The sequence below is a fragment of the Candidatus Bathycorpusculum sp. genome, from assembly GCF_009778815.1.
Taxonomy (GTDB): domain Archaea; phylum Thermoproteota; class Bathyarchaeia; order Bathyarchaeales; family Bathycorpusculaceae; genus Bathycorpusculum; species Bathycorpusculum hydrogenotrophicum.
In genome coordinates this window covers 1-8,191 of the sequence record NZ_WRFL01000088.1, presented here as the reverse complement: position 1 = coordinate 8,191, position 8,191 = coordinate 1, and the positions used below count along the sequence as shown (strand labels likewise).

Below are 8,191 nucleotides of genomic sequence, written 5' to 3'. Positions count from 1 at the left end.
TTGTGTCTAAGAGTTCTGTTATGGTGGATTTAACTATTCGTTTGTGGTGTGCTTTGACTATGCCTGAAATTTTTCAACAATGGCAAAATCAAATGATGTATATCTTTAGGTGAACACTCTCATTTTTTTATTTCCCACTCTTTTTTTAAGTACACTTATTTTTCGTTTGCACTGGCCATTGGTTGGTTTATATGTTAAGTGGTTTTGTTGTTCTTTATTTTTGCCTCTTCTGTCATTCGTAAAGGTGAATATGATTTCAGATTGTGTAAAATGAAGTGTTTGCATATAGATTGGTGGATGCTTCCGATTTTTAGAAGGCGTCTATTTCAGTTAGATGAATCTCACTTTCAGAACTACGGATAACATTTAAAGATTTAAAGAGATATTGAAAATATAGTAGATAGCTTGCATTTATGGATGCGTGATTGATGAAAATAACAAAAGCAGTGATACCAGCGGCAGGGTTGGGTACACGGCTTTTTCCTATGACTAATACGCAACCTAAAGAAATGTTGCTTATAGGGGATAAGCCGACGATTCAATACATAATTGAGGAGGCGAAAGCATCTGGGATCGAGGAGGTGCTTATAATAACCGGTCGTTATGAGCGTGTGATTAAAGAGCATTTCGATGAATTATATAAATCGAGGGCTAAACTTTTAAAGTCTGGTAAGGAGGCGTCGTATTTAAAGACGGAGCAGTTGTCTAACCTGCCGAATATATCTTATGTTCAGCAACCAGAGCCGTTACAAGGGTTGGGTCATGCAATATTATGTGCTAAAGAATTTGTTGGACATCAACCTTTTGCCGTGTTATTGGGTGATGATGTCGTGTATACTGATGGTACACCCTGTTTGAAACAGATAAGTGATGTTTATGAAAAATGTGGTACAAATGTTTTGGGTGTGCAAAAAGTTTCGCATGAGGATGTTAGTAAGTATGGTGTGATAGGTGGTGAACGGTGTGGTGAGCGACTCTATAGGGTACGTACATTGGTAGAAAAACCAGCAAAAGCGGCTGCCCCTAGTAGTATTGCTATTTTGGGACGATATATCTTAAATCCGTCTATATTTGAGTTTTTAAAAACTACAAAACCAGGTGTAGACGGCGAAATACAGCTAACTGATGCGTTGTGCAAAATGGTTACACAAGAGAATATGTATGCGTACGATTTTATCGGCAGAAGATATGATATAGGCACAAAGAAGGGTTTTTTGGAGGCAATTGTAGAATATGCTTTACGACAAGACGAATTAGATGAATTTAAAAAATTTTTGATAGATACAACAAATAAACTAATCAAAACGTAATTAGTCAGTTTCAAACATGACGTTGAGTCTGAAAATGTCTGTATAGTGAGACAGGACAGACACAGGTAAATAATCGCTTTTCACACTAAGACATTTTCACCTTTTTTGGACAAACTTGTGATATATGTTTTTTCAAAGTACGCCTGCCAGGCACAGGTATTTTCGAGATATCTAATAACTTATCTATAACTACATCATCAAGATCAAATTCCTGATCTCCAGAAGCACCATATTTTTCTTCTAACAATTTTCTAATAGAAAAAGCTATGTAAGGGGTATTACTATCGCTGTTACGTATTCCTCTGATGTCAACAAACCCTTTATCACTCACGCGATCTATGAAATCGGGTAGCTTACATTTTATACCAGAGTTTTGAGCTTTTGTAGCTGTAAATTTATTGGCTGTATGACACGTACCACCTGCAAAAATGAATATCGCTCTACCAATGTTCAGCTCATACCCTTTTTCATAATACTTGCCATCTTGCATTGGTGCTAAAAAATACCTCAACCAACCGTTGCGTGCACCAGCTAAGTCGCTGTCAAATTCATCCCAAAATACAATTGGAAGTTTACGCTCTGCTACTATGTCCTTAATCCGGTTAAACGCAATGGATAATTCACTAGGGTGAAACATTTGAGAAATATTAAAGTTAATACCCTTAACCGAGCTATCGTTTTTACTTATATACTCTACTATTTTTTTAACTGAAAAAGTTTTTCCAGACCCTGGTGAACCAAAAACACATATTGATAATGGTTTGTCCTCTTCATTTTGAGAAATGTATTCAACAAGAAGGTTGTAAATTTGTCTATGCTGTTCAATTTCATGTCGGGCTATGGAAATAAGATCACCGTATTTTAACCGTGGAACACATTGTAACTCAGATATATCGCAACCATATTTTATGATCTCTTGGCACAATTTCTTATTCTTTTTTTGTAGAATAGTGAATTTTGACTTGATTTTAGCATTAGATATTTCGTATTTTTCACTGCCTAAAGGCGCAGATTTGCCAGTACCAGATATTTTGTCAACAATAAAGTCGTGAATGACTTCATATGGATAACTTCCATCTTTCTCAAAGCCCTTATCAATAAGGTGTCTCATTGCATCAAGACCGATCCTTGCCCCTGTGACAACAGGATCAACAATTGCAACGCCGGCTATCATCGCTTCCAACACCATAGTAATCGTTGCCTGAAACGTTAGAAGCAACCCAAACGGGGTAGAACACTTTGATTTTGTATAGTCTCCTTCAAGCTCAGTTGGATAAAAGAGCAGGGTGTGTTTACCTGTAGTTTTATTCAATACTAGTACCCCTTCGTGCTCAAAACAAATAATAATAAATTCAAACTTTTTTAAAACAACGTCATTATCTATTACTAAAAAAGTTTCCGTTACCAATTGTTCCCATGAAAGTCCGTCATGTATCGTACACAAATTTGCAGGATCATGAACTTCTCTAAGATCACGCGCATTTAATATTATAATAGTTTTATTATATTGCTGAGTTTCATCCAATTTGGTAACAAGATGGGATTTTTCCATCTTGCTCTGACATATAGTGCGTACAATCTTCCACGCGTCACGATTTTTGGTTATTTCGTCATATGTTTCATAAGTACTATTGTATAAATCACAAACAGTAATTATATCACAATTAGCAATAGCAGATTTTTTATCTTCGGTCAACGACTCACAGACGCTGTCTTCATTTTTTGCTGTCCATAGGAACTTACCCCTAAAGAGCCTAATCTTTCCTCCAATTTTTCTTTTTATCCAAGTCGAATAAGTGTTCCTAACATAATGCTCGTCTAAATCATACGGTTCAACAGACAACTTTTTTGTACACAATAAGTTGTATAACATCCGTGCAGATGCTGGATGGTTCGGCGTTTCATCGCTGTTAATATCCAATTGGTGTTTATTGTCTAAGTTAATTGGTGATATAAAAAAATGATCCTGTGCACTGTCCCCACATACAAACACGCTTTTTTTTGATGACATACTACAAAGTCTCCTTAGCTCACAAAAAGTTTGAGTCTTCAAATTCGCCCTTTTCAGCTAATGCTAATACATTTTTATATTCGCTGACATATTTGGAACCACGATTTGAGCAGTACTCCAGAGAGGACACCCCATTTAATCTAGCATCTGCCCACTCGTTATGATGATTAAAAAAGCATATATTGCATTCAGGTTTATACATTTCGGTATCATCCAATTTTTGTTTATATTCACTGTAGTGACAAACAATTGGTTGTGAGTCAGGGCGTTCTCCAAACGAACAATATTGTGTACAGCAACAAGGATAAACAACCCCGTTTGCTGCAACAAATGGCCTCATTAGATACATCCAACATTTGTCTGGAAATTCTGTGTTTGGCTTCTCGTCAAAAACACAAAGATCAGAAGACTTACCCTTTTCAGTTAACAAATTATTTTTTTCCATGTTTTTCTTTACAGCGTCTAAGTCTATATTAGAAACATTGTTTTGGTCGGGAACAAATCTTACATTTAAAAAGCCTAATTTTTTTGCAAACTTAACTGCGCGTACTTGCATTAACGGATTTTGATTTTTAAGGACAACATAAGAATATGACCATTTTATAGTATTCGGCATTTTATGAACTATATTGTTGAGCACTGTTTCAATATTCTCAATTTGTTTATCGTTTTGGTCATCACTTAAACTGATTCTGCACCACTTTATTGATTTAGCTGATTCGTATTCCAACTTATTCAGCAATGTTCCATTTGTAACTAACCCTACTTCTATTTTTTTTTCATGACAATATAATAATAATTCATTAATGTCTGGGTGACAAAATGGTTCGCCTCCGCCCGTTATCGTTATAGCTTTAGTGCCTAATTTCAAAAATGTGTCAATAATATTTTTCAAGTCGGCATAGTTTAATTGTAAAGATTTATCTCGATGCTTAAAACTACAAAAAGAGCAGTGCATATTGCATTCATTTGTCACTGATAGCTGTAGATGCACAGGAACAAACTTTTTGTATTTGTCTATACTATCTTCCAAAGCTTTGTTTACCATTTCCTTCCATGGAAGCTCTGACGTTGTGCTAGTATGAAAGATCATTTTTTCAACCAGAATCTTATGGCATTGGATTACACAATACCCGCATATTTAGTTTTTTGTCTGAGCGACAACAAGACTATTGTACTCATCTTGTTTTTGTAGATGAAATCAGGGTCATAGATATTATAAAATATTTATTAGATTAGTGTGCATACATTTATTTAGTGTTTAAATATGAAGCCTCAAAGTCTAAGTCAAGATTTTGAGGGAGGCTCCAGACGCAAACAGGGCAATCCCACCACGTCACTAATTTGTTTTGTATGTTTCTGTTCTTTCATTGTGGAAAGTTTATTATGTATAAGTTGATTTATTTCCCTTAGTGTTTGATATGAATTCTCAAAGTCAGGATACGATTTTGGGGATGGGCTCCGTACTCAAACAGTGTAATCCCGCTCGAGGCTCCATTTTCCTGTGGGCGAAGTCTGTCGTTTTACCCTTTAGTTGCCTCGTGAAAAATCATTGTCTCAATATTTTGTCCTATGAGTGAAAACATAATTTTTGTAAATACTCAAAAATCGTTAGTTATAAAATTTAAATAATGGAATACGTTAAAATTAAATAACCTTAACTTGGTTAAATTATTGGAGGAGACAAAAAATTGAATAAAACAAAAATAGTAGTTGTGATGGTGCTTTTATCATTGTTGGTATTAAAGCGCTTTTAGTGCAATCAACACAAACACATTCGTACAAGCTGATGATAGTGGCAATGAACGATTAATTAGCGGTTCAGGACAAATAGCAAGAGCTTACTGGCAGTTCAGCGATGGAGGTTTTATGTATGCCTTTTTTGCGGAACAATTAAAAATTGATGATGAGACTATTACAAATGGTGTGTACATCCAAATTAATCATAGTGGTGGTTTGGATGAATCTTGGAATTCAAAAGAATTGACCGAGACCGAGCTCATCCAGATGGATGCTGATAAAATATCTATCTCTACATCCATGGAGTTCAAACGCGGCGGATCTCCGGGGCTTCACACTATAAACCTTGTCTGGGACCTCACTGACCCTTCTCTCGATCCTGCAGTAATTACAATCACCAATCATAGGTATGGCGGTGGTGGTACCTATCGGACAAAGGATGTTGCTATGTGTATTGTAAATCCTGTAAACACTGCTACTGTGTCTGCTGCCGTTACTAAGGACAAGGGCAACACAAACACACTTAAAATCGACATTACAGAGCCTTATTTCGCCTTCTTTGCAAATACAATTAAAACAGCATCACTCTCTAAAATATTCACTATTAACAATAATGCTGCTGGAACCTATAAAGTAGGTGACTATGACGTCTACGTTGATACCAAAGGCAATGACCAAATACGCGCATGTTACATAGTAACAAAATAACCTAAACAACACTACCTATACATATCAAGTGAAAATATTCACATTTTTTTCTTTATTTTCTGAATTATTATTTGTAGTTCAAGTCTACGTTATTTTTTTTGGAGTTTTTCTATCTGTTTGCATCGTTCCATTACTGCTGATGCTATGTGGGTGCGGCGGTTTTGGTCTACTCGGCTAGATTTTGCCAAGGTTTCTATGATTTTGTCGTAGACCCCGTCAAGTTTGTCTATGTTAAACCATGATAAATCCTCAACAAGTTTTATCTGTTCTACGTGGCTTTTGCGAAACGGTTTACATTCCAGAGTGGACCCGACATGTGGTGTGTTATTCCAAAGCGAGGTGCCGCTGTCAAATACTGGTGCTAATCCACTCCATTTCAATGTTGTTGCGTTGCGGATAAATCCAAAGTTATTGTAGTGTCGATCCTCGTTTGATATGACGTAGTCTAAAACCAGCATTTTATCCAACTTGGTTCTAACATCAGAGATATTGAGTGCGTCACAGCAACGCAATAAATGTGTGTAATCGGAGTCTCGGTTGTCTTTTTTGACGGTTTCTTTGATATGTTCTGCTGGAATAAGCTCGGTGTCAGAGGTGATGAAATTTTCACACAAACTGTAGGGTTTGCCATTGTCAAAGGTTAGGGTGTACTCGATATGTGAAATATCGAGCAGTTGCATTATTGTGCTGGCAATCACTTCATTAAATGGTTCCTGCTGATAAACGCCGCTACTGCCTTTCATCAGAACACGTTTGCCGTTTACAATTATCCATTTCTTTTGTAGCCAACCATCTGATGTGTTGTCTGGTGACATGAGGTTTATGCGGGCGGGGTCGGTTTTGTGTCCAAAGAGTATTTCGCCTATATCCTTTGAAAAATTGTTGTGGAAAAAATTAATTTCGCGCCATTTCAGGCCGGAATATTTGGGGCAAATCCAGTATTGATCTGAGAGGCTCAAACCATAACACTTCTCAAGTAGCATTGAGGTGTCGCTGATATGGAGCGTTTCTAGGGCGGCTTTGAGGCCGTCGCGGGTTGCGGGAATCGAGCGCCCTATCCACCAAGCATTTATTGCTTTGAGGTTCATGCCGAATTTGGTGTTAATGCGTAGAGGTAAATGATTGGGGGTTTGCAAATTAGACAAACGCACAATACGACCGACATCGGCTGGGATTTCCATGTCAACGACCGGTATGTCTTTGTGCATAAGGGTGTAGTCCATTTGCTTACCTCACTTCTAAAAATTACAATAACCCATATTAAAATATAACATAAATGCTGATTTGATTTTCAAGAAAATTTTTGTTTACTGTAACTTACCATAATTAATTAACTAACTATTAAAAATAAACTAAATAAACTATGTTTTTGAGAAGGAGCCGGCGCAAATAAGTTGATTGTTTGAGCCTTTGCCTTGTCATGTTTGTATGTCTCTTTTTTTCTCTGCACTTTTTTGTTTTCTGAGAAACAAAATTATACCTATGGCAATACAGATTAATGGAATTAAAGCTATAGCCATAAAAGTTGCTATCCCTACCCCTATCATCGTAATATATTGCTCTATATCAAAAGCTCCATTGTCTACCGTATTTGGTCTGTTATTTGTCGTGGGGATTTGTGTACCTTTTGTATAGCTGATATCATAGTTGTTGTATCCTTGGGTAAAAGGAGTAGTCCACGTGACTGTGTTGTCTATTTGTGACTGGTATAACTTATCATGTGTAGGGTCTCGGTCGTATGCTGTTGATGCGTAATTATTTGAAAAAATCGCTCCATTAGAGACAAATAGCGCATCTAGGTTTTCATAAAAAATACAAATTCCACCGCCATTGCGTTTTGCTGTGTTATCTAAAATTTTACCGCCCGTTAATTTGAAAATGCCGTTTCCAATACAAACCCCTCCGCCATTAGTTGCGGTGTTGCCCGAAATTTCGCCATCTGACATGGTGAACTCACTATCAATGTATACCCCTCCACCATCAATGGCAGTATTGTTAGAAATCACGCCACCCGACATACTAAAGTCACTCCCAAAAAACTCATACACCCCGCCACCGCTATATGCTGTGTTGTTAGCAATCATGCCGCCTGACATACTAAATGAGCCATGGTACACACATACACCTCCGCCTTGATTGTTTCCGTTATTGTCGGCAATCAGACCGCCTGACATATCAAATATGGCCCAATTGGATACCCCTCCCCCATATACTTGCGCTGTGTTGTTGGCAATAACGCCACCCGACATACTAAACGAACCCGACATACTAAACGAACCCGAACTATTCATACAACTAAAGTATTGCTTTGACCGCATTATAAGTTAGGATATAGATGTTTTAGTTTACCTCTTGCTTGTTTTGTGGTAAAATGCCAATCTATCTGCTTACCCGAACCATTTCGATCTGCCGCCCAAACCGA

At 37.2% G+C, this 8,191-nt stretch carries 6 protein-coding genes; 2 read left to right on the top strand and 4 right to left on the bottom strand.

Annotated elements, in window-relative coordinates:
• Positions 1 to 428: 428 nt before the first annotated feature.
• A complete protein-coding gene (locus FWF39_RS11350) occupies positions 429 to 1,310 on the top strand; it encodes a UTP--glucose-1-phosphate uridylyltransferase (RefSeq protein ID WP_343383553.1) in 882 nt (293 codons plus the stop codon).
• A gap of 85 nt (positions 1,311 to 1,395) precedes the next feature.
• Here FWF39_RS11350 and FWF39_RS11345 read toward each other — a convergent pair whose 3' ends face one another.
• On the bottom strand, positions 1,396 to 3,321 hold the full coding sequence (locus FWF39_RS11345; protein ID WP_343383552.1) for an ATP-binding protein: 1,926 nt from the start codon (positions 3,319 to 3,321) through the stop codon (positions 1,396 to 1,398).
• Between the two features lie 19 nt (positions 3,322 to 3,340).
• Complete coding sequence (locus tag FWF39_RS11340; protein WP_343383551.1) at positions 3,341 to 4,369, bottom strand: radical SAM protein; 1,029 nt, start codon at positions 4,367 to 4,369, stop codon at positions 3,341 to 3,343.
• An 821-nt stretch (positions 4,370 to 5,190) separates the two neighbouring features.
• Here FWF39_RS11340 and FWF39_RS11335 point away from each other — a divergent pair.
• A complete protein-coding gene (locus FWF39_RS11335; protein WP_343383550.1) occupies positions 5,191 to 5,769 on the top strand; it encodes a hypothetical protein in 579 nt (192 codons plus the stop codon).
• An 89-nt stretch (positions 5,770 to 5,858) separates the two neighbouring features.
• Here FWF39_RS11335 and FWF39_RS11330 read toward each other — a convergent pair whose 3' ends face one another.
• Positions 5,859 to 6,992, bottom strand: a complete 1,134-nt coding sequence (locus FWF39_RS11330) for a HipA domain-containing protein (RefSeq protein ID WP_343383549.1) — start codon at positions 6,990 to 6,992, stop codon at positions 5,859 to 5,861.
• 195 nt (positions 6,993 to 7,187) lie between these two features.
• Positions 7,188 to 8,060 carry a hypothetical protein gene (locus FWF39_RS11325; protein ID WP_343383548.1) on the bottom strand — a complete coding sequence of 291 codons (873 nt, stop codon included), beginning with the start codon at positions 8,058 to 8,060 and terminating at the stop codon, positions 7,188 to 7,190.
• Between the last annotated feature and the right edge of the window lie 131 nt (positions 8,061 to 8,191).

Coding starts and splice junctions, on each gene's coding strand:
- FWF39_RS11350 (WP_343383553.1), top strand. CDS start 429: ATGAAAATAACAAAAGCAGTGATACCAGCGGCAGGGTTGGGTACACGG.
- FWF39_RS11345 (WP_343383552.1), bottom strand. CDS start 3,321: ATGTCATCAAAAAAAAGCGTGTTTGTATGTGGGGACAGTGCACAGGAT.
- FWF39_RS11340 (WP_343383551.1), bottom strand. CDS start 4,369: ATGGTAAACAAAGCTTTGGAAGATAGTATAGACAAATACAAAAAGTTT.
- FWF39_RS11335 (WP_343383550.1), top strand. CDS start 5,191: ATGTATGCCTTTTTTGCGGAACAATTAAAAATTGATGATGAGACTATT.
- FWF39_RS11330 (WP_343383549.1), bottom strand. CDS start 6,992: ATGGACTACACCCTTATGCACAAAGACATACCGGTCGTTGACATGGAA.
- FWF39_RS11325 (WP_343383548.1), bottom strand. CDS start 8,060: ATGAATAGTTCGGGTTCGTTTAGTATGTCGGGTTCGTTTAGTATGTCG.